19 protein-coding genes and 2 pseudogenes are annotated in these 18,734 nt (G+C 64.8%); 11 read left to right on the top strand and 10 right to left on the bottom strand.

Translation table 11 applies throughout. From position 1 onward, the window contains the following. Positions 1-45 precede the first annotated feature (45 nt). Positions 46-468 (top strand): VOC family protein, encoded by a 423-nt coding sequence (locus A3AS_RS0134980; RefSeq protein WP_018322127.1) that lies wholly within the window; start codon positions 46-48, stop codon positions 466-468. A gap of 160 nt (positions 469-628) precedes the next feature. On the opposite strand, the pseudogene A3AS_RS49520 reads toward A3AS_RS0134980, so the two are convergent. From A3AS_RS49520 to A3AS_RS0135000, 4 genes and pseudogenes are all read right to left on the bottom strand, one after another. Then, a pseudogene (locus A3AS_RS49520) lies at positions 629-832 on the bottom strand (SAM-dependent methyltransferase); the annotation flags it as partial. Between the two features lie 248 nt (positions 833-1,080). Continuing rightward, complete coding sequence (locus tag A3AS_RS0134990) at positions 1,081-1,539, bottom strand: nuclear transport factor 2 family protein (RefSeq protein WP_018322129.1); 459 nt, start codon at positions 1,537-1,539, stop codon at positions 1,081-1,083. Between the two features lie 144 nt (positions 1,540-1,683). Continuing rightward, entirely contained in the window at positions 1,684-2,157 is a 474-nt protein-coding gene (locus A3AS_RS0134995; RefSeq protein ID WP_026202687.1) for an isoprenylcysteine carboxylmethyltransferase family protein, read from the bottom strand. A gap of 21 nt (positions 2,158-2,178) precedes the next feature. Then, on the bottom strand, positions 2,179-3,072 hold the full coding sequence (locus tag A3AS_RS0135000) for an NAD(P)/FAD-dependent oxidoreductase (RefSeq protein ID WP_026202688.1): 894 nt from the start codon (positions 3,070-3,072) through the stop codon (positions 2,179-2,181). 211 nt (positions 3,073-3,283) lie between these two features. Here A3AS_RS0135000 and A3AS_RS0135005 point away from each other — a divergent pair, with 211 nt between their 5' ends. The 4 genes and pseudogenes from A3AS_RS0135005 to A3AS_RS0135020 all read left to right on the top strand — a co-directional run bounded on the left by A3AS_RS0135005 (position 3,284) and on the right by A3AS_RS0135020 (position 7,132). Next, positions 3,284-3,967: a TetR/AcrR family transcriptional regulator gene (locus A3AS_RS0135005; RefSeq protein WP_018322132.1), complete on the top strand. Its 684-nt coding sequence runs from the start codon at positions 3,284-3,286 to the stop codon at positions 3,965-3,967. A 7-nt stretch (positions 3,968-3,974) separates the two neighbouring features. Further along, positions 3,975-4,286 (top strand): annotated as a pseudogene (locus tag A3AS_RS46010) (transposase); the annotation flags it as partial. 111 nt (positions 4,287-4,397) lie between these two features. Further along, entirely contained in the window at positions 4,398-4,910 is a 513-nt protein-coding gene (locus A3AS_RS0135015) for a hypothetical protein (RefSeq protein WP_018322134.1), read from the top strand. A 272-nt stretch (positions 4,911-5,182) separates the two neighbouring features. Then, positions 5,183-7,132, top strand: coding sequence for a DEAD/DEAH box helicase (locus tag A3AS_RS0135020; RefSeq protein WP_018322135.1), 1,950 nt, complete (start codon positions 5,183-5,185; stop codon positions 7,130-7,132). Positions 7,133-7,210: 78 nt separating this feature from the next. Here the strand turns inward: A3AS_RS0135020 and A3AS_RS0135025 are convergent, their stop codons facing one another. Together A3AS_RS0135025 and A3AS_RS0135030 are read right to left on the bottom strand one after the other, a co-directional pair. Beyond that, positions 7,211-7,519 carry a hypothetical protein gene (locus A3AS_RS0135025; RefSeq protein WP_018322136.1) on the bottom strand — a complete coding sequence of 103 codons (309 nt, stop codon included), beginning with the start codon at positions 7,517-7,519 and terminating at the stop codon, positions 7,211-7,213. A gap of 126 nt (positions 7,520-7,645) precedes the next feature. Further along, positions 7,646-8,152 (bottom strand): GNAT family N-acetyltransferase, encoded by a 507-nt coding sequence (locus A3AS_RS0135030; RefSeq protein WP_018322137.1) that lies wholly within the window; start codon positions 8,150-8,152, stop codon positions 7,646-7,648. Positions 8,153-8,298: 146 nt separating this feature from the next. On the opposite strand from A3AS_RS0135030, the gene A3AS_RS0135035 reads away from it, so the two are divergent. Continuing rightward, positions 8,299-8,685: a hypothetical protein gene (locus A3AS_RS0135035; RefSeq protein WP_018322138.1), complete on the top strand. Its 387-nt coding sequence runs from the start codon at positions 8,299-8,301 to the stop codon at positions 8,683-8,685. 53 nt (positions 8,686-8,738) lie between these two features. Here A3AS_RS0135035 and A3AS_RS0135040 read toward each other — a convergent pair whose 3' ends face one another. Together A3AS_RS0135040 and A3AS_RS0135045 are read right to left on the bottom strand one after the other, a co-directional pair. Beyond that, entirely contained in the window at positions 8,739-9,872 is a 1,134-nt protein-coding gene (locus A3AS_RS0135040; protein ID WP_018322139.1) for a DJ-1/PfpI family protein, read from the bottom strand. A gap of 127 nt (positions 9,873-9,999) precedes the next feature. Next, the gene (locus A3AS_RS0135045) at positions 10,000-10,554 is read right to left on the bottom strand and encodes a PAS domain-containing protein (RefSeq protein WP_018322140.1); all 555 of its coding nucleotides are present in this window, start codon (positions 10,552-10,554) and stop codon (positions 10,000-10,002) included. A 455-nt stretch (positions 10,555-11,009) separates the two neighbouring features. On the opposite strand from A3AS_RS0135045, the gene A3AS_RS0135050 reads away from it, so the two are divergent. Beyond that, entirely contained in the window at positions 11,010-11,831 is an 822-nt protein-coding gene (locus A3AS_RS0135050; RefSeq protein ID WP_018322141.1) for a rhomboid family intramembrane serine protease, read from the top strand. A 190-nt stretch (positions 11,832-12,021) separates the two neighbouring features. Continuing rightward, complete coding sequence (locus A3AS_RS0135055) at positions 12,022-12,450, top strand: CBS domain-containing protein (protein WP_018322142.1); 429 nt, start codon at positions 12,022-12,024, stop codon at positions 12,448-12,450. Here the strand turns inward: A3AS_RS0135055 and A3AS_RS0135060 are convergent, their stop codons facing one another. Further along, entirely contained in the window at positions 12,451-13,485 is a 1,035-nt protein-coding gene (locus A3AS_RS0135060; RefSeq protein WP_018322143.1) for a patatin-like phospholipase family protein, read from the bottom strand. It lies immediately after the preceding gene. Between the two features lie 245 nt (positions 13,486-13,730). Between A3AS_RS0135060 and A3AS_RS0135065 the strand changes: the two genes are divergently transcribed. Continuing rightward, positions 13,731-14,804: a hypothetical protein gene (locus tag A3AS_RS0135065; protein ID WP_018322144.1), complete on the top strand. Its 1,074-nt coding sequence runs from the start codon at positions 13,731-13,733 to the stop codon at positions 14,802-14,804. Positions 14,805-15,205: 401 nt separating this feature from the next. Continuing rightward, a complete protein-coding gene (locus A3AS_RS48670; RefSeq protein ID WP_018322145.1) occupies positions 15,206-15,400 on the top strand; it encodes a hypothetical protein in 195 nt (64 codons plus the stop codon). 110 nt (positions 15,401-15,510) lie between these two features. Here A3AS_RS48670 and A3AS_RS0135075 read toward each other — a convergent pair whose 3' ends face one another. Then, the gene (locus tag A3AS_RS0135075; protein ID WP_026202690.1) at positions 15,511-16,503 is read right to left on the bottom strand and encodes a zinc-dependent alcohol dehydrogenase family protein; all 993 of its coding nucleotides are present in this window, start codon (positions 16,501-16,503) and stop codon (positions 15,511-15,513) included. Positions 16,504-16,605: 102 nt separating this feature from the next. On the opposite strand from A3AS_RS0135075, the gene A3AS_RS0135080 reads away from it, so the two are divergent. Then, positions 16,606-17,451, top strand: coding sequence for a LysR family transcriptional regulator (locus tag A3AS_RS0135080; RefSeq protein ID WP_026202691.1), 846 nt, complete (start codon positions 16,606-16,608; stop codon positions 17,449-17,451). Positions 17,452-18,734 lie beyond the last annotated feature (1,283 nt).

Consider the following 18,734-nt stretch of genomic DNA (forward strand, 5'->3'; position numbering starts at 1 on the left):
TTGCTTCATGCGGGCTACGAGCCGCAATTTGGAATAAGGGCCACGATGACAAACGAACAGACACCCGAACCAACCCGGCGCTCTCCCTTCAACGCCATCCGCGCGATCGACTACACCGTTATCTTCGTGCGCGACATGGCGGCGATGCGCCGTTTCTATGAGGATGTCCTCGTCTTTCCGCTGCTGCGCGAGCTGTCGCCGAACTGGATCGAGTACGGCTTGGGCGGCAACACGCTGGCGCTGGCGCGGCCGAGCCGAACCGCCGCCGATGCGCCGACGCCGCCGGGCAGTGCCTCGCTGCAACTGGCGTTCAAGGTCTCCGCGGCCGAGGTCGATGCATGCGCCGCCGAACTCGTTCGGCAGGGCGTTGCGCTGGTGTCGCCGCCGACCAACCAGTCGTTCGGGCATCGCACGCTGTTCTTCCGCGACCCCGACGGCAATCTCTTGGAGATCTATGCCGAGATCTAGGCTGTGTACTCATTAAGCAGCTGTGCTCCGCTCCGGAGTCTCGGCGTCAAAATGCGCGGTCGCAACTACAACCGGCCGCGGCGGTTCGGCTTTTTGCGCCACGGTATCCTTCCCGGCCAGCGCAGCGGCCATCAAGGCCAGCGAGGGGCGTCTCCCCCTGCTAATCGCTATCAGCTTGCGCAGGATTGCGCGCCGTGACGATCCACGTCGCGCCGTCGATCATCACCGACCGCTCGCCGGGGCAGTCCGCGAAGGCGGCACGAACCGCGGCCGAGGCGCGGGCGCGGATGTCGTCGGGCTGATCAACAAGCGCGCGCGACAGCGGGCCGACCTCGAACGTCATCTTCACCGCGTCGTCGATCGCCGTGATCGCGGCCTGGCCGAACACCTCCAGCCTAGCGTCGAGCCGGGCCTGGTGGACGACCCAGCGCTCCCCGCTTTGGCCCTTCCAGTTGGTGATCTGATCGGCATTGTGCTGTGCCATGACATATCCTTGTTCTGGTTCGTTCTTAACGAACTATCCGATGCCAAAGTCCATCGTCTCCAGCGAGCCCGCCTCCACTAGTGATAAGGCGCCGTCCGCTGATGGCGGCATCACACGAGCGATCCGCGTTAGCTCACGATTGGGCCAGCCGCAGCTTCATCCAAACCAGCACGAGCTTGGATAGCGAGGCTTCGTTCTGCAGCCTGCGAGTCGAAATATTCCTCAATCGAATAAACCTTGCCCCATCGCAACTTGAAGACGTGGACGCCCCTGTTCACATACGAGCTTTGGCCGTCAAGTAGCCTCGCGTTGGCCCGCCACTTGACGAACACTGTGGTATTCCATGGCCAACCCGTCACCTCGACCTGCTCAATGTCTATATGAAGCTTCGGGAAAACACGGCCCATGCGCTCGAACCACTGCTTCACCGATTGCTTTCCATGTCGCTCACCCCCCAACGCATGATTTCCGGCAACCCAGTGATACGCGTTTGGTGTTAGGCCCTTTGCAGCATCATCCCAACGCTGGTTGTTGACATGATCGAAGCTCCTGCGGATCTCTTTTTTGACAATTAGACTGTAGACCATTGATGCCACCTGTTGTTGGATAGCCGACGGCTCTGCAAGACGGATGGATACTTTCCAGATACTGAAAGCTGCTCCGGGTAACGACGGCGATCCGTTGGGAAAGCTGGCCGACGGGCGGCCCCGCAGGCGGCAGCGGCGGAATAGTCAGAGCCAGCGGCGAACCTCGGCCTTGTAGTGGCGGTAGTCGTCGCCGAACTTCGCTTCGAGATAGCGCTCCTCGCGGGCGATCACCTGCGTCTGGATCGCGATCAGCACCAACGGGAGCAAGGCGAAGGCGATCGGCCCGTCGAAGCCGATCGCAAGACCGGCATAGATAAGCGCCATTCCGAGATACATGGGATTGCGGGTCCACCGATAAGGGCCGGTCGTTGCGATCAGGGTCGTTGGCTGCGACGGCGGAACGTTGGTGCCCAACCGCCGGAACAGCCCCGCCGCCGCAAGCATCATCGCCGCGCCGGCAACGAACAGCAGCACGCCGGTCGCGACCAGCAACCGCCCGTCGATGCCGAATGAGCGCTGGGTGACGAACCGCTCCGCCGCCAGCCCCAACAGCAGCGCTCCCAGATAGACGAAGGGCGGAGGGAAGCGCACACCCGCGCTGTCCGGTTCGACCGCCATGCTCATCTCCAATCTGCGCTCTCAAACCACCATCGACTGCTGGGCGAAGATACCCGCCATCGCGCCCTGCGATGATGCCTGGGTGACCGAGGGCAAGAAGGGCGTGGTGAGGTCGCCGGCGGCGTAGATGCCGGGCATGCTGGTTTGACGGCGTTCGTCGACCTTGAGGACGATGCCGGCGGGCGTAGCCACGGTGGCAAGGCCCAGTGCTTCATGCAGGCTTGCGGACGGCTTGTTGCGCGGATTGGCGAACAGGATGTCGACCGCGACATTGCGGCCGGTATCGAGATTGACGGTGGCGATATGGCCCTGGTGATGGGCGATCTCGACGATCCGGCCATGGATGAGAGGTATGTTGCGGCGCGCCAGATCGGCCTGGATATCGGGCGGAATGTCGTGACCATCGGCGAAGAGCGTCAATTTGTCAGTCCAATCGTGGAACAGCCTGACCTGATTGTGCGACTGCGGGCTGGACCAGACGAGGCCCCAATGCTGGCCGGCGACTTCAAAGCCATCGCAATAGGGGCATGGCACGATGGACGTGCCCCAGCTTTCGGCGTAGCCCGGAACATCAGGCATCTGGTCGGCGACGCCATAGCTCAGGATCAGACGACGCGCCGCAAGGCTTTCACCATCGCCAGTAAGGACAGAGAAATTGTCGATGGCGCCGGAGACGCTGTCGGCCCGGGCACTGACAAGCTTGATCGCGGGATAACGCGCCAACTGCCGCCGCGCCTCCGCCAGGATGTCCTGCGGCGGCTTGTGATCGTGGCCGAGCAGTCCATGCGAGTGGCCGGCGGAGCGGTTGCGTGGCAGACCGGTATCGAGAACGGTGACCTTGCGGCGGGCGCGGCCGAGCTGCAAGGCGCCGGCGAGACCGGCAAAGCTGCCGCCGATGATGATGACGTCATCCATGGTGATGGGCTCCGTGTTGTGGATGGAGGGAGACGAGTTGGGCTTGGCGGTGGCCTGAGCGCGGGCGAGGCCGATGGCGGAAAGCGCAGCCAACTTCAGCAGGGCTCGTCGTTGCATCGAAGGAGTCACCTTACCCCCTGGCTTGCACATTTCAGATACTTCATGGTATCGTAATTTAAGAATTAGGATACTGTCAAGTACTGGAGTTGCCGTGACCGAAAACAGCCAGGGCCGGCGCGGCCGGCCCGCCAACGAGGCGCTTGGCCAAACCATCATCAACGCCGCGCGCGAGCTCTTTGTGGAGTTGGGTTTTCAAGCGACGACATTGGACAAGGTCGCCCAGCGAGCGAAGATATCCAAGCTCAGCATCTACAGGCACTTCGAGAATAAGGAGGCGCTGTTCGGCGCGGCCATGGCGGCCGGCTGCCATCAGTTGTTTGCACCACAGGCCCTTCTTGAAGGCGTCGACGGTTCGGTCGAAGACCAGCTCGTGGCGGTGGGATCATCACTGCTTCGCACGCTGTTGAGATCGGACGTCCGCAGCCTCGAAGCCATGGTCATGGCCGACAAGACGAGTCAAAACGCGTTAAGCAAGCTCCATTTCGAATCCGGCCCCGCCCATGTCATCGCCGAAATCGAGGCCCTGTTGCGTCAGTTGCACGCGAAGGCGGTTCTGAACGTGCCCGATCCTCTCCGGTCCGCCCGCTTGTTCGCCGCGCTTTTCAAAGGATCCGATCTCCTGATGATCGCACGCTTCGATCAGGCGAAAGCAGAGGACGACAACGAAATCGATTCCTATTGCCGGTCGGCCGTCGCCATGTTCATCGCCGCGCATCGTGACAACGACCAAGTGGGCGGAGATTTGCCTGCCTCAAGGTCAAAAAACAAAATTTGAATCGTGCGTGACTAGCAAAATTCATGCGGTGGTCGATAGCAATGGTCTGCCGGTACGGCTGGCGCTGAGCCCTGGTGAGGCGCACGACGTTCGACTAGCCGGAAAACTGCTGTCTCGTCTGAAATCCGGGGCAATGTTACTCGCCGACCGTGGCTATGACGCCGACTGGATCAGAGAACTTGCGATGAAGAAGGGCGCGTGGGCCAACATCCCGCCAAAGAGCAATCGCAGCGATCCGATCTGCTTCAGCCCGTATCTTGCTTTCGTTCAGCTCGCCTCGATCAGGCTATGGCTTCGCGTTAATAAGTCCACGTCCTAGTCCAGTCACGGTGACCGTCGCCTCAAAAGTTCCACCGGAAATCCTCGAGTTATTCACGCCGAGGTGAAACTTAGGTCCAGGTTGCGGCTTTCAGTTGCCAGGAGAGCGATCGTGAAGCGAATCCTGAAACCCGTCACTTACGTGCTGGCTGCCATTTACTTCGTGTTGGATGCGGTCTTCATGGCCGTGGCGCGGCCAATAGCGCGCTGGATCGGACGGCATTTCGAATTCAGGCGATTGCGCGCCTGGATCAGGGGGCTACCGCCTTATCCGTCGCTCGCTTTATTCTCGGTGCCCGTCATCATTCTGGAGCCGGTCAAGCCCGTGGCGGCCTATCTCGCCGCGACCGGTCAGTTCGTCAGCAGCGTTGTGACCTTCATTGTCGGCGAGTTGCTCAAGCTGGTGTTGGTCGAGCGCCTCTTTCATCTCACGCGCGACAAGCTGATGCGAATTCCAGCGTTTGCCTGGGCTTACGGAAAATACGCCGCGGCAAAGGCGTGGCTGCAGGCGACCGAGGCCTGGCGCGCCATCCGAGCGCTGGCCCGCGCAATCAAGGACAGTGCTGCACGCGCGAGAGCCAGGCTGGCCGGCCGCTTCAGCCGGCTGGCGGCCTCCAGGGATTAGGCCGCGCGCGCTGCCCTCTACGCAAGCTTGCGCGCCGCGGTGCGGCAAGACCGTATCCATTGACCGATCGAGGTGGCGGTAAAAATCCTCCGCAACCTCTAAGCGCGGTTCTCTGCGCGAAGCCATGCATCATAGGCATGGTGATTTTCGGGCACTTGGCGTAAAGAGCGCCCAGATCAAATCAGCGTGCGGCCGGGCCGTTTGCCGCGCATGCAGCTCAGGCCCCTCGGCTCACCGTTTGCGCGCCTGAATTAACCAAGGTTCTCCATCCCGTGTCTTTTCCGGCCCTGACCCCGCCGCTCGCCCGCGCTTTGGCCGAGCGGAACTACGATTCGCCAACCCCCGTTCAGCTCGCCGTGCTCGCGGACGAAGCCGCCGGCCGCGACCTGCTGGTTTCGGCCCAGACTGGCTCCGGCAAGACCCTCGCTTATGGCCTCGCCATGGCCAAGGATCTGCTCGGCGATGCCGAGCGGTTCGAGCGGGCGGCGGCTCCGCTCGCCTTGATCGTGGCGCCGACCCGCGAGCTCGCGATGCAGGTTCAGCGTGAGCTTGCCTGGATCTACCAGCATGCGGAGACGCGCGTCGTCTCCTGCGTCGGCGGCATGGATCCGCGCCGCGAGCAGCGCGAGCTCGCCGCGGGCGCTCACATCGTCGTCGGCACGCCCGGCCGGTTGTGCGATCATCTGCGCCGCGGCCGTCTCGACATCTCGGAATTGAAAGCGGTCGTCCTCGACGAGGCCGACGAGATGCTCAATCTCGGCTTTCGCGAGGACATGGAGTTCATCCTCGAGACCACGCCGGAGACGCGCCGCACCCTGCTGTTCTCGGCGACCTTTCCGCGCGGCATCGTCGCGCTCGCCAAGCAATATCAGCAGCAGGCGTTCCGGATCGAAGTCGCCGGCGACGAAGGCGGTCATGCCGATATCGAGTACCGCGCCATCCGGATCGCGCCCGCCGATGCCGAGCATGCGGTCGTCAACGTGCTGCGCTTCTACGAGGCGCCGAGCGCGCTGGTGTTTTGCAGCACGCGCGATCACGTCAGGCATTTGCAGGCGGCGCTCCTGGAGCGCGGCTTCTCCGTCGTCGCCCTGTCGGGCGAATTGACGCAGAACGAGCGGACCCTGGCGCTGCAGTCGCTGCGCGACGGACGGGCCCGCGTCTGCGTCGCCACCGACGTTGCCGCCCGCGGCATCGACCTGCCGAGCCTCGACCTCGTCATTCACGCCGACCTGCCCAACGACGCCGAGGTGATGCAGCACCGCTCGGGCCGAACCGGGCGCGCCGGCCGCAAGGGGACAAGCGTCCTGCTGGTGCCGCCCGCCCGCCGGCGTCGCGCGGAGCTGCTGCTCAATCTCGCAGGGGTCGACGCGGACTGGGGCACGGCACCGCAGGCGGACGAAATCCGCAAGCTCGACCACGAGCGCATGAAGGACGTGTTGTTCACCGAGGAGACGACCGCGGACGATCTGATGCTGGCCCAGGCGCTGCTGGCCGAGCGGTCGGCCGAGGATATCGCAGCTGCCCTGGCGCGGCTCTATCGCGCGCGGCTGCCGTCGCCCGAAGACATCCTCGATCCCGGCGAGCGCAGCGGCCGGCCGCGCGACGATCGCGGTCGCGATAAATTCCAGGATAGGGGCGACGGCGGCGACGATCGCGCCGGAAGGCCTCGATCGAAATCGGGAAAAGTATCGTCGAAGCACGGCATGTCGGAGACGAGCGTCTGGTTCCGCGCCGCGATCGGACGACGCAAGAATGCGGAGGCGCGCTGGCTGCTGCCGATGATCTGCCGCCGCGGCGGCATCGACAAGCGCGACATCGGCGCCATCAAGATCATGGACACCACGACCGAGTTCGAGATCTCCGAGCGGGTCGCGGAATCCTTCGCGGCCAAGGTCAAGCGTCCGGACAAGGAGGACAGCATCCGCATCGAGCGGCTGGGGGAGGGCTCGCAGCAGCAGGCGCCTGCGGAGGAGCGGTCACACACGCGCGAGAGCCGCGACAGCGATCATCGTGAACGTCGCGACGATCGTCCGCGCGACAAGAGTGAATTCAAGCCACGCGGCAAGCCTCAAGGCGAGCGCGGGCCGAAATTCGGCGATGCTCCGTCTTTCGGCAAGAAGAAGCACAAGAACAAGCCGGGTCACGCAGAGCCGTCGGTCACGGCGTGGCCCGCGAAGGGCGCGCCTGGAAAGAAGCCGAAGAAGAAAAAGCATCGCGGCTGAACCGGCACCGTTCAGCGTAGACGACAATGATGCCGCCGGGTTGCACCGGCGGCATCATCTGAAAAGTCAGGTGTGAGTTCAGCGGCCGCCGCCACCACCACCACCGCCTCCGCCGCCACCACCTCCGCCGCCGCCGGCATCGCGCATCGACGAGCTGTAGCGCGGATCAGTCTGCTTCATGTAGGTCGGCGAGGTATCGTTGGCGAGGCGCGCGACGGGGCGGCGTGCGCGGCCCGGGGTCGTCGACTCCGCAACGATGCCACAGCTTTCGAAGAAGCCGAACTGGCAACCATCGATTCGGTGTGGCGCCGCGTTGGCGCTGGTCGCGGCGAACGCGCTCGCTGCAACACATGTCATCAAAGCAATCTTCGACAAAGTGAGTTTCATGGATCTTCTCCAGCCTCGGTTCGGCGAGACCGGAACGGCTCGCACATCCCTTCGACGGAGCGCCACTTGACCCGGTTCGAGGGCGCGGCTTCACGCCCGCGTGAGCCGGCTGGCCGGTGAGGGACATTACGCCGCGGTAAGGTCGCGCAGCATATACGTCGCGCCTTCGCCATAGGATGCCAGTTTTGCGCGCAGTGCCGCATCCGCAGTGACGGGCCGAAAGCCGAGACGTTGCCACAGCGGCCGCGTGGCGTAGACCGAGACCAGTGCGAGCGTGGCGATGCCTGACGCGCGCGCCAGCTGCTCGATCTCGGCGACGTAGGGGCGCACGACGCCGCCGCGAAAATCGGGCAACACCGCGACGTCATGGATGTAGAGGCAATCCGCATCGTCAGGCAGTCGTGCGAGCAAGCCGTCGAGCGGCGGGATCCGGTGTTGCTTCCAGGGATGCGAAAGTCCGTAGCCGGCGATCTCGTCGCCCGTGATCAGCACGCGGCATCCGTCGGGATAGAGCCGCATCTTCTCCGCGAGCACCTCGGGGCTCTCAGGAAGAGCAGGATGAATCCGTGCCGCGATCGCGCTGATCGCGGGCAGGTCGGATGCGTGCGCGGGACGCCAATGCGGCTTGCTCATGTCTTTCCGTCGTTCCGTCTCGGTTGATCCAGTTTATTCCGCCGCGTCGGCGCGCGCAGTGAAAAATATCTTTGCCGCCATCTCAGGAATACGACGCCGCGTGCGGCGTCCTACCCATGCAAGCCAATTGCATGACAGGAGATATCATGACGTCCTCGATCCGCCTCGCGCTCTCGCTGGCACTCTCGCTCGCAATCGTTCCCGCCGCCTTCGCCGCACCGCCGACCAAGACCGGCAAGACCGACAAGGGCAACGTGCTCACCGATGGCAAGGGCATGACGCTCTACACCTTCGACAAGGACGCGGACGGCAAGTCCGCCTGCAACGGTCCATGCGCGACGAACTGGCCGGTGCTGAAGGCCGAGGCCAGCGATGCAGCGGGCGACGGCTACACCATCATCACGCGCGACGACGGCTCGAAGCAGTGGGCCTACAAGGGCAAGCCTCTCTACACGTTCGCCAAGGACCAGAAGCCCGGCGACGTCACCGGCGACGGCTTCTTGAACGGCGCCTGGCATCTGGCGATACCGTAACCGCGCATCGTGCGTCGGCTGTTGCTAGCGACAGCCGGCGCACTGACGTGCGGTCATCTCGGATATTCGAGCTGCATCGCGACGAAGTCGGCCGTGCGTGACCCGTAGCGCGCATCGATGGCATGCAGCGTCCGGTCCAGCGCTCGCGCCGGCGGCAAGTCGACGGTATCAGGCGGCGTCAGCTTTGCCGGCCAGTCGGCCGCGACTTTGTCCGGCAGGACGCGAAGACCGCCGCGGCTCGTCTGCGGCTCTGCCGTGGCCGCGAAGGTGAGGGCGCGCGAGCGATAGGTGCGCGACCACGCATCAGCGACAAGCGCAAGCGACACCTCGTCGACATCAGGCGTCAGCGCGATTCCGAGTTGCTCGCGGTTCCAGAATGCGAGCGTGTTGCCGACCGCCGTCAGCGCGAACGGGCGTGTGAACTGGAACGCCGCGCTGCGATGGCGCGCATTCCACTCCGCAAGACCGATGTCGCGGGCGACCGCCTCGGCCCTGGCGCGGCCGGCGATGGCCTCGACCAGGGTCAGGGCCATCGGCATGGACGCGGTGATGCCGGTCGTCGTCGCGATGCCGCGATCGACCACCAGCCTGCGGTCCGCGACGTAGCGGATCGCGGAATGCTTCTGCAGATCGCGCACCGAATACCAGTGCGTGGTGGCCTGCCGGCCGTCGAGAAGTCCCGTGTTGGCAACGACCTTGGCGCCGACGCAGACGCCGATGATGATCGCGCCCTTGCCGGCCTGGCTTCTGATCCATTGCAACGCCACGGCATCGTCTTCGCGGCTCATCGCGGGCACGATCACGTAATCGGCGCCGTCGGGATGCGCCGCGTCGAACTCGGCGATGGTCGCATGCGGCTGCACTTTCAGCGCGGGATAGAGCATGACGGGTCCGGGCTGCGTCGCCAATGTGAGGACGTCGGCGACATCGGCGCGCGCGAGGATGCCGTACGGCATCAGATAGTCGGTCGTCTCGCTCATGTCGTTGATGCCGACGATGGCGATCAGCGGGCGTTTGCGCTTCGGCGGCTTCAGCGCCGCAAGCGTCGCTTCGGTCTCCTCCTTGGATATTGCAGGGGCGGTTCCCTGAGCCGGAGCGCCTGGCAGCAGGAACAGCCAGCTTCCGCCGATCGCCGCCAGCAGCGCCACGCAGCCGAGGCCGCTCAACGCCAGAACGCGCCATGTCATGATGATGTCACCCGAACCTCGTTGCTTCACGCGAGGCGGAAGCTAACCCTTGGCGACGACATCAGGAATGACGCAGATCCGGCAAAAACGGCCATCCGCATGCGCGTGATTTGTCGGGCGGCGGAGACTATCTCAGCCCTTCATACACCATCAGCCCGCGTGCGATCTGCAATTTGCGGATCGCGCGCGGCAGCAGCTTCTCCGGCTGGTGCAGATAGCGCCAGGAGGTGAGGGTGAAGGTTGAGAGCGCGCCGCATTCGTCGTCGAACGGTGCGAGCACGCCTGTCACGCTCACCGGCGTGTGCGGGCGGGCGTTGAAGGGCAGCAGCAACAGCTCGAGATAGGCCTTGCTGCCGTCCTCGCGCGCGGCCGTGATGCCGGCGATTGCACCTAACGCCTCGTCGGCGACGATGGTTGTGATCTCCTCGATCTCGCCGCGGCTCGCGGCCGTGAACAGCGCAGCAAAGCTCTGGTCCTTGAGATCGCATCCCGCCAGTGCGCAGACGCGTGTGCCGGCGACGCGGAAGGGAAAGCCGAGATTGGGCTCGCAGGAGAGGACAAAAATGTCGCCGAGCAGGCCGCGGACCGCGGCCGGATCGATGTCGGCCCTGTCGGGAGCCCGTGCGGCGCCGCGCTTCTTGTCCCAATACGCGAAGAACGCGCGGCTCGACGGATGTTTCATGTCTGAACGCTTATCCCGGGGTGCGACCTCGAAGGGACAAAGCTGTCCCGCTTCAGTGCACCCGCGATCCCTTGTGATGTTGTGCAGGAGGGGATTTGCAGCGTCCATGCCGGGAGGGCGTTTTCGCCCCCGTTTAGGCAGTCTTTGCGTCGTTAACGTTAAATTAACTATGGCCTTTGCGTCTCGCGCGGCGCTGCTATGGTGATCCCAGTCGCAAGCCTCGCCGCTTTCATCCAGGTTCTCGGCGGGGCCTGTACACAGGGCGTCAAACAGTTTGGTCACGGGCCGCGGGGAGGGGTGGGGATACACCTTCATTCCTCCGGCACCGGAAGGCCGACACGGACAGGCAGGGCTTCCCAGGGCCCTGCCTTTTCCTTTTGTGCACTTGCGCAAGGCCGGCAAAGGCGACTATCTCCAAACGGATCGTTCCGATCGCGCCTGAAAGCGAAGCTGCCTTGGATTCCCCGCACGATTCTCCGCCGCAGGATTCTCAGCCCGGCCTGCCGGCCGCCCATGAGGAGGCTCCGCGCGAGCCGGTCCTGACGCTGCCTTTGGCGCTGACCGCCTATATCGTCCTGCTGGCGGTGGTCCATCTGCGGGTGCTGCTGCCGCCGGAGCTCGAGAACTGGACCATCGACGTCTTCGGCTTCATCCCCAAGCGCTACGATTCCTCGCTGCTGAACTTGCAGATCCCCGGTGGGGCCGGCGCCAAGGTCTGGACCTTCGTCACCTATTCGCTGCTGCACGCCAATCTGACCCATCTCGGCTTCAACGTGCTCTGGCTGTTGCCGTTCGGCAGCGCGCTGGCGCGGCGCTTCGGCGCGGTCAGGTTCTTCCTGTTTCTGGCGGTGACGGCGGCGGCCGGTGCGCTCGCCCATCTCGTCACCCATGAGCATGCGGTGGCGCCGATGATCGGCGCCTCGGCCTCGGTGTCGGGCGCGATGGCAGCCGCGATCCGCTTCGCGTTCGTGCGCGGCAGCTTCCTGTCGTTCAATCGGTCGGACGCCGATACCGCAGCCAAGGTTCCGGCGCTGCCGCTGTCGCGCGCGCTGCGCGACGGACGGGTGGTCGGCTTCCTCGCCGTGTGGTTCGGCGTCAACATCATCTTCGGCCTCGGTGCGATCGGCATCGATTCCGAAACCACGAGCGTGGCCTGGCAGGCGCATATTGGCGGCTTCTTCGCCGGCCTGCTGCTGTTTGCGCTGTTCGATCCCGTGCCGCGCGTGCGAAACGATGCTGCGGATGCGTCATCACAGGACGTTTCAGACCGTATTTGAAGCGACGCTTGCGGCGCGGCCCGAATTCATCCATCATTTGCCGGAAGAATGTTCCGAAGCTGTAAGCCGCTAGCGGCGATGCTTCGCAAAGCGCCTGAGCCTGCAACCGGCGCTAAAACTGTTAGTTGAAGACTCGAAGAACAAGTCCGGGCCGCCAAAGGCGGAACGGGTCCGATTCAGGGAGGCAACAATGACGGTACGTTCCATTCTCAACACCAAGGGCCACCAGATCGTGAGCGTCGAGCCCGACGCGAAGCTGGCTGCCGCGGTCAAGTTGCTCGGTGAGAAGAAGATCGGCGCGGTGCTGGTGATGAACCAGAGCCGGCTCGAGGGCATCCTGTCGGAGCGCGACATCGTCCGCGTGATCGGCGAGCGCGGCGCCGGCGCGCTGGAGGAGCCGGTCGCTCAGGTCATGACCCGCAAGGTCGTGACCTGCAAGGAGACCGACACGGTCGCCGAGCTCATGGAGATGATGACGTCGGGCAAGTTCCGCCATCTGCCGGTGATCGACAACGGCAAGGTGGTCGGCCTGATCTCGATCGGCGACATCGTCAAGCGCCGGGTCCAGGAATACGAGTCCGAGCAGGAAGCCCTGCGCGACTACATCAAGACGGCCTGATCAGGTCTGCTCGCCCGCTTTCGGCGCGGTGCCTTCCGGCGCCGGCGCCAGCACATGGATTGCCTCCTGGATCGACTCCAGCGCGCGCTCCGCGGCGCGGGTGCCATGAGCGATCAGGTCCTCGGAGCGGTGGAAGTCGAACCAGCCGAACTGGCCGACCCGCGGCGTGATCAACAGATCCGGCGGATCGCCGGCAAGGCGGGCGCGGGTGATGCGATCCTGCATGATGTTGAAGGCATCCACCATCACCGAGGAGATGCCGGGCCGGCCATTACCGCCAAAGAACTCGCGCTTCATCGTCCTCTCGGGCGAGAACAGGCGCGGGAAGCGCCGCTTGGCCGTCGGCTCCTCCGCCTCCGGAGCGACCGGGGCGGGCAGTGCGCCGTGCGAATAGATCGTCGTGGAATGGGTGAAGATGTCGCTGGAAAGATTTGCGGCGATGACGATTTCGGCGCCGAGCGCGCGGGCGGCCGAGACCGGCACCGGGTTCACCAGCGCGCCGTCGACCAGCCAGCGGTCGCCGATCAGGACGGGCGAGAAGATGCCGGGCAGGGCGTAGGACGCACGCATCGCATCGACCACCCGGCCGCGTGTCAGCCAGATCTCGTGGCCGGTGCGGACCTCGGTCGCGACGCTTGCGAACTTGATGGGCAAGTCCTCGATCAGGGTCTGTCCGACCGCGTTCACGAGGCGGGTCGCCAGCTTCTCGCCGCCGAGCAGGCCGGAGCCGTTGAGGCGGATGTCGAGATAGCCGAGGATGTTGCGCATCCCTTGCAGGCTGCGCCCCCATTCTTCGAACGTCTCGAGCCGGCCGGCCGCATGCAGGCCACCGACCACGGCGCCGATGGAGGTGCCGACCACGACGTCGGGCACGATGCCGTTGGCAATCAGGGTCCTGAGGATTCCGATATGGGCAAAGCCGCGCGCCGCGCCGCCACCGAGGGCGAGGCCGATGACCGGCCGGCGGGTGGGGCCGAGGCCAATCTTCTCACCGTTCGAGCCGTTCGCGCCACGCCCCTTCAAGATGTCTAGCACCGAAACTCTCCTACGCCGGGGCCTGCACCGTCAGACTAGGCACCGCATTTGCGCTTCGCCATATCAGGCGCGAAGCATGGTTTATGCCGCTTTGGAAAGGGCACGGGGCAGGAGTATGGCGAGGGACGGTTGCCTCTGGTGTAATCACGCAGGCGTCAACCGGGTTCCATCGATCTGCACGGGCCCGTATTTCCAGGGGTATCAGAGGCTTGAATTTGCCGCGTTTTCGGTGAAAAGCAGGGGGCATGACACGCGGGGGTGACGGCATCATCGGATGGCGGCGCAGCGGCAGGCTGCTGCCGGCGCTGATCCTTGGCGCGTGCCTCGTTACCTCAGGCCAAAACGCTGCGCAGGCGCAGCTTTTCTCCGATCGTCCGCCGCCGGTCCCACCGGCTTCGGTGCCCGAGCCCGGCGGCGCCGTCAGCCTGGCGCCGCCCTCCGGGCCTGGCGCCGGCCCCCCGAGCCTGCCGCCGACCCTGATGCAGCCGGCAACCCCCAGCATGCCGCCGCCCGCGGTCACGACCGTGCCGCCGGCCGCCCCGCTCAACGCGGCCGTGCCCGGACAGGGCGTGCTGTCGCTGACCGCGAAATACGGCAAGGATTCTCCGGCGATCACCAGCGGCCTGGTCTGGCGCGTGTTTGCCGACCGTCCCGACGAGAACGGCACCTTCAAGCTGATCCGCGAGGACCGCAGCGCCACGCCCAACATCGTGCTGCCGCCCGGCAATTACGTCGTGCACGTCGCCTTCGGCCTCGTCAGCGCGGTGCGCACCGTCAGCCTGAAGGCCGAGACCGACCGTGAGTCCTTCGTGCTGCCGGCCGGGGGCCTGCGGATCGAGGGCCGGGTCGGCACCAGCCGCATTCCCCAGAACCAGATCTCGTTCGCGATCTACAAGGGCAGCCAGTTCGAATCCGGCGAGCGCGCCTCCTTGGTGCCGAACGTCGCCGCCGGCGACGTCGTGCTGCTGCCGGAGGGCACCTACTACATCATCTCCAACTATGGCGACGCCAATTCGGTGGTGCGCTCCGACATCCGCGTCCAGGCCAGCAAGCTCACCGACGTCACCATCACCCACCGTGCTGCCGTGATCACCCTCAAGCTGGTCAGCGACAGGGGCGGCGAGGCGCTCGCCAACACCGCCTGGTCGGTGCTGACCCCGGGCGGCGACGTCATCAAGGAATCGATCGGCGCCTTCCCGCGCGTCGTGCTCTCCGAAGGCGAATACCGCGCCATCGCCAAGAACGAGGGCAAGGTCTACGAGCGCGGATTCAACGTCGTCAACGGCGTCGACGGCGAGGTCGAAGTCGTCGCGCGCTAAGGTCCTGGCGGCAGTGCCGCCTGCAACCTGACACCGACCTGACGCTCGCACGGAAATTCTCATCGAGCGCACCAGCGTGCATCTCCTGTTACCGTCGCATCCGTCGTGGGGACTGGTGAGCAAATGCTCATCCCCATCAACCCCTGTGTTCTGCTTTGAATACTGCAAGCGCCGCCGGATTGCCTCCTGGGGCCAAGGCGAACACCGCTGGCGAAAGCTTATTCCCGCACCCCCGCCGTCTTCATCCCAGCGGTGCAAGAGACGAATTTCCGATCATCAATTTTATTCTCTTTCCACTCGGCTGGGTTATATGTCGGACATCCGTTTAATGGGGGAGGCCGGAGCAGGGGCTTGGATGCCTTTGCGAGACCGGCAAGGAGCAGGGGACCAAGCTCGTCGGCATGTTCGAAGTGATCCTCACCAGGCGCAAGCGGTTTGGCTGGCGATGGCAGGTGTGCGACCAGTCCGGCAAGATCTTTGCGGACGGTTTCGAGCGCACCCGGCCGTCCGCCAAATATCATGGCGAGCGCGCGTTGTTCTTCCTGTTGTCGCAGGCCTACTTGCGCAACCGCTCCGCCGCGTCCAGCGAGGACTAGCGGCGGGCACAGCTCCATAGCCCGGATGGAGCGCAGCGTAATCCGGGGCCTTCGTGCTCTTAGCGAGAATCCCGGATTGCGCTGCCCTCATCCGGGCCACAAGCTCCACCTCAGACATCGACGACCAGCTTGCCCTTGGCGGCGTGTTCCCTGATCAGCGCATAGGCCTCGTCGACGTTCTCCAGCGTAAAACGCCTGGCGTCGAGCAGCGGCACGAGCTTGCCGGCCTCGGCGAGGCGCGTGGCTTGCGCCATGATCTCTCCATGATGCGCGCGGCCTTCGCCCGACAGCAGCGGCAGCAGCGTGAACACGCCTGAATAGGTGGCCGCCCGGAATGACAGCGGCGCAAGCGCATGCGTGCCCCAGCCGAGCGCGCTCACCACATGGCCGAAGCGGCGCACTGCTTCGAAGGAAGCGTCGAGCACCTTGCCGCCTACGGTGTCGTAGACGATGTCGAAGCCGCGGCCGCCGGTATGCTGCGTCACGTAGGTTTCGACCGAGCTGCCGCGGTCGATGAAGACGGCGCCGAAACCTTCGATGGTGGCGCGCTGCGACGGCGAGCCGGTTGCGAACACATCCGCTCCGACGGCGCGCGCGATCTGGATCGCGACATGACCGACGCCGCCCGCACCGCCATGAATCAATACCTTCTGGCCCGCCTTCAACGCCGCCCGGTCGATCAGGCCTTCCCAGGCCGTGATGACGATCAGCGGCAGGGCGGCAGCTTCCCGCATGCTGAGATTGACAGGCTTCGGCGCGAGGAGATCGGCATCGACCGCGGCGAATTCGGCCAGTGATCCCTGTACGCCGCCGACTCCACCGGTCATGCCGTAGACCTCGTCGCCCGGCTTGAACCGCGTCACCTCGCGCCCGGCCAGTTCGACCACGCCGGCGAGATCGATCCCTGGAATCGCCGGCAGCGGATGGCGCGCATGCGCCGCGGCGCCCGCCTGGATCTTGGTGTCGAGCGGATTGACCCCGCTCGCCCGCACCCGCACCAGCACGTCGTGCGGGCCGATCTCAGGCGTGGAGATGGTTGAGACGCGCAAGGGAGCGTTGTGGGTCTCCAGGACGCCGGCGCGCATCGTCGATTGTCTCGTCATGATCGTCTTGCTCCGTGATCGGCTCAATATGCCCATGAAATTTTGCATGAGAAGGAACAAGGCTGTACGCTCGTCATACATTTTTGTATGGCGGGAATCCTGATGGACTGGAGCGATCTGCGCATCTTCCTGGCAATTGCGCGCGAAGGCACGCTCGGCGCTGCCGCTCGAAAAATCGGCCAGACCCAGCCGACGATGGGCCGGCGGCTTCGCGCGCTCGAGATATCGTTGGGCCAGACCCTGTTCCAGCGCACGGCGGATGGCCTGGTGCTGACCGACGAGGGCGCCGCCGTGCTCCGCCATGCCGAGCGGATCGAGGACGAGGCGCTCGCACTGGAGCGTCATGTATCCGGCGCGGAGACGCAGCTCGACGGCCTGTTGCGCCTGTCGTCGTCGGACTGGTTCGGGACGGTGATGCTGTCGCCGGTGATCGCCGCGTTCGGCAAGCGTCACCCCAAGGTGACGGTGGAGCTCCTGACCGATGCGCGGCTCTACAGCCTGCCGCGGCGTGAAGCCGATCTCGTCTTCCGCATCAAGCCGTTCAGCGAGCCCGAGGTGATCTCCAGAAAGCTGCTGCACATTCCCTACGCGCTCTACGGCAAGAAGGGCAGCAAGCCGCCGCGCGCCGGCGGCGCTGTCCGCGTCGTGACGATGAATGCCGAGTTCGCCGACATGCCGGACGCCGTTTGGCTGAAGCGCGCACTGCCGAATGCAGCAATCGCTTCGCGCAGCAACAACAGGCAGGTGCAGGCCGAGCTTTGCGCCAGCGGTGACGGCTTTGCCGTGCTGCCGCGTCCGCTCGGCGACCGCGACCGCCGTCTGGTCGCGCTCGACGTCGGAACGGCGCCGCCCGGCCGCGACACCTATGTCGGTTATCACCGCGATCTCAGGCGCCTCGCCCGTCTGCGCGCGCTGCTCGATATCGTGATCGAGAGGCTGGCGGGGTGAGGCTTCGTAGCCCGGATGGAGCGAGAGCGTAATCCGGGGCGCTCGTGCCTCGTAGCAAGACTCCCCGGATTACGCTGCGCTCCATCCGGGCTACAAGATCTTGCGCTGCCCGGCGGGCAAAACACGCGAGCCCTGGGTCAACGCAGGGCGACAAAAATATTTCACTTTACCGAAATTCGGAAATATCGTATGTGTCGCCTCAACCCGGCCCAAGGAAGAGGGGCGTATCGCGATCGTCACGAACGCGGGCCGGGCGGCGGTGGACGCAGGTGACATCGGCGCGAACAGCTTCGCAGGGCGGGTAACCGTGAGCGAAGACCTCGCGCACACGACCGGTGTGATCGGCGTACGGCAAAATCGTGTGGTCCTGACGCCCGGGGTCTGTGCGTCAAGTGTTGCGGTGATGGGTGTCGTCCAACCGGACGCATCCGTCAGCCAGCCGCAAGGCGACGGGGGCAATAGTGCAACGCTCCCCGGGGAGAGCACGACATAAGCCGTAAGCCCACTGCGCAGGGAAGGCCGGATGTCCTGGCTACACCTGTATGCCGCTGTGCAACTTCTTGTCACGCAGGTTTCGCACAGTGGACCGCGGGTGCCAGCGGGCTCCCGGCCTTCCCTGCGCCCTCTTTCAATTATGAGGGTGAAGAGATCAAGCAAAGCTCGGGCGAGATGAGCCGCGAGGATGTGAAGGTGTGTCTCCACGTCGAGAGCGAATACGGAATGCTGCCGCAAGCTCTATCCATCACCGTCACCCTGAGGTGCGCGCGCTGCGGCGCGACAGCGACGCAGAGCAAGCCTCGAAGGGCGACGGCCCGGCTGCATCAGCTCGGCCGTTCATCCTTCGAGGCTCGGCATGCGATGCGTTCGCATCGCACGCCTCGCACCTCAGGATGACGGATTAAATATGGCCACTGCGGAAGGATTCTGGATTGCTTCGGCCTTCGCCAAGGCTTCGGCGGACAAGTCGCTGCGCTCGCAGTGACGATGTTGACGCAGTGGTGCGCCAAGCTCCGCTCTCGTGCCCCGGACGCTGCGCAGCGCCTCTTCGGCGGTGCGCTGCAGAGCCGGGGCCCATGTATCAGCACGTGCTGCGGCTTCCTGGGTCCCGGCTCTGCGCAGCAGCGTAAGAACGCTGCAGCGCGTCGGGGACGCGAGAGCTTCGCATCACCGTCATAGTCTCTAACGCCCACTAACCAACACCTGACTTAAAACTGTCATAATCGCCGAATGGAACCCGCGCCTGCGGCCTTTTTACATGTCGTTAAGCGCAGCTGCATTGGATG

It is taken from the genome of Bradyrhizobium sp. WSM2793, assembly GCF_000379585.1.
GTDB lineage: Bacteria > Pseudomonadota > Alphaproteobacteria > Rhizobiales > Xanthobacteraceae > Bradyrhizobium.

Excerpts from the sequence above, each read along its gene's own strand:
- A3AS_RS0135075 (WP_026202690.1), bottom strand. The coding sequence starts at position 16,503 with ATGACGAGACAATCGACGATGCGCGCCGGCGTCCTGGAGACCCACAAC.
- A3AS_RS48670 (WP_018322145.1), top strand. The coding sequence starts at position 15,206 with ATGTTCGAAGTGATCCTCACCAGGCGCAAGCGGTTTGGCTGGCGATGG.
- A3AS_RS0135055 (WP_018322142.1), top strand. The coding sequence starts at position 12,022 with ATGACGGTACGTTCCATTCTCAACACCAAGGGCCACCAGATCGTGAGC.
- A3AS_RS0134995 (WP_026202687.1), bottom strand. The coding sequence starts at position 2,157 with ATGGCGGTCGAACCGGACAGCGCGGGTGTGCGCTTCCCTCCGCCCTTC.
- A3AS_RS0135040 (WP_018322139.1), bottom strand. The coding sequence starts at position 9,872 with ATGACATGGCGCGTTCTGGCGTTGAGCGGCCTCGGCTGCGTGGCGCTG.
- A3AS_RS0135000 (WP_026202688.1), bottom strand. The coding sequence starts at position 3,072 with ATGGATGACGTCATCATCATCGGCGGCAGCTTTGCCGGTCTCGCCGGC.
- A3AS_RS0134990 (WP_018322129.1), bottom strand. The coding sequence starts at position 1,539 with ATGGTCTACAGTCTAATTGTCAAAAAAGAGATCCGCAGGAGCTTCGAT.
- A3AS_RS0135080 (WP_026202691.1), top strand. The coding sequence starts at position 16,606 with ATGGACTGGAGCGATCTGCGCATCTTCCTGGCAATTGCGCGCGAAGGC.
- A3AS_RS0135045 (WP_018322140.1), bottom strand. The coding sequence starts at position 10,554 with ATGAAACATCCGTCGAGCCGCGCGTTCTTCGCGTATTGGGACAAGAAG.
- A3AS_RS0135025 (WP_018322136.1), bottom strand. The coding sequence starts at position 7,519 with ATGAAACTCACTTTGTCGAAGATTGCTTTGATGACATGTGTTGCAGCG.
- A3AS_RS0134980 (WP_018322127.1), top strand. The coding sequence starts at position 46 with ATGACAAACGAACAGACACCCGAACCAACCCGGCGCTCTCCCTTCAAC.
- A3AS_RS0135030 (WP_018322137.1), bottom strand. The coding sequence starts at position 8,152 with ATGAGCAAGCCGCATTGGCGTCCCGCGCACGCATCCGACCTGCCCGCG.
- A3AS_RS0135065 (WP_018322144.1), top strand. The coding sequence starts at position 13,731 with ATGACACGCGGGGGTGACGGCATCATCGGATGGCGGCGCAGCGGCAGG.
- A3AS_RS0135035 (WP_018322138.1), top strand. The coding sequence starts at position 8,299 with ATGACGTCCTCGATCCGCCTCGCGCTCTCGCTGGCACTCTCGCTCGCA.